This window comes from Pseudomonadota bacterium (assembly GCA_022361155.1).
GTDB lineage: Bacteria > Myxococcota_A > Polyangia > Polyangiales > JAKSBK01 > JAKSBK01.
The window spans coordinates 1-1,024 of record JAKSBK010000201.1 but is presented as its reverse complement, the minus strand read 5'-3'; the positions used below and the strand labels follow the sequence as shown (position 1 = coordinate 1,024).

The window sequence follows — 1,024 nt, the reverse complement described above, 5'->3', positions numbered from 1 at the left end:
ATTTGACGCCAGCGGGAGACATAGTGACGCTAGTGGATCCCGACGCTCCAGACTGGGCGAAGGTGATGGCCGGTATCAGTCTGGCGCTTGGTCCCCTCCCCGTCGGGGGCCTCTCTAGGATCCTTGCAGGGGCCACAAGGGGGGCAAAGACCGCTAGGCAGATGGCCGATGACCTCGCGGCCCAGATTGGCAGACACCGTGTCGGCGGGCGCACAGGTAGCAGCCGAGTCGACATCGATCTGAAGGGGAAAGGTCACTTCGACAAAGCGACCGGCCAAAGAATTGATACTCCTCACGTGCATGAGTCGAGGCTGCATACCGGTCCCAACGGCAGGTCCAGTCTCGGGCCCAAGAGCACGCGGCCGGCGACCAAGAGCGACATCAGAACGGCGCGTGAACTCGCTCGTCGGCTGGGTTTGTTGGATTAGGAGCATTGATGGTCACCGACGACACGTTGAGCTGGCTTCAGCAGTGGTACCGATCGCAGTGCGACGGAGAGTGGGAACACGGTAGTGGAGTTCGAATCGACACCCTCGACAACCCTGGTTGGTCAGTTGAGGCGGATGTCGGCGCGATTCCCACACCGAATCCTGTTTCGGAAGAAAGAAGCGATGACGACTGGGTGAGATGCGAGGTAAAGGAAGGTCGCTTCTATGGGCACGGTGGCCCTGGCAATCTGCAGGAGGTGCTCGAAGTCCTGAGGACCTGGGTAGCCGCATCGCGCTCCTGAGCCGGGGTTGCCTACGTCCTGCGTGGCCGGTAGTCCTCGGGCGGAGCTGTGCGGAACCGACCCGACCCGAGTTGGCGTCCGCCGGCGTGCGCCGGCACTTTCGCCACAACGGGTAGCGTAAGTGTGCGAAATGAGCCGCGGTGGTGTCCGGCACGCTTGGTGCGGTGTGCGAAGCATGACGCAACCACGCTACATCGTCCCTGGAATGACCGTGATGGTCACGCGCCGCACGCTGCGCCGCACCCACCTGTTTCGTCCAGACCCCGAGCTGACCGAGCTCTACCGGTATTGCCT

The 1,024-nt window shown here is 62.6% G+C and carries 2 protein-coding genes; both read left to right on the top strand.

Translation table 11 applies throughout. The annotated features are described in order from the left end of the window. Positions 1-428, top strand: a 428-nt coding sequence (locus MJD61_07460) for a hypothetical protein (GenBank protein ID MCG8555110.1), incomplete at its 5' end; no start/stop codon positions are given. An 8-nt stretch (positions 429-436) separates the two neighbouring features. After that, the gene (locus MJD61_07455) at positions 437-730 is read left to right on the top strand and encodes an immunity 53 family protein (protein ID MCG8555109.1); all 294 of its coding nucleotides are present in this window, start codon (positions 437-439) and stop codon (positions 728-730) included. Positions 731-1,024 lie beyond the last annotated feature (294 nt).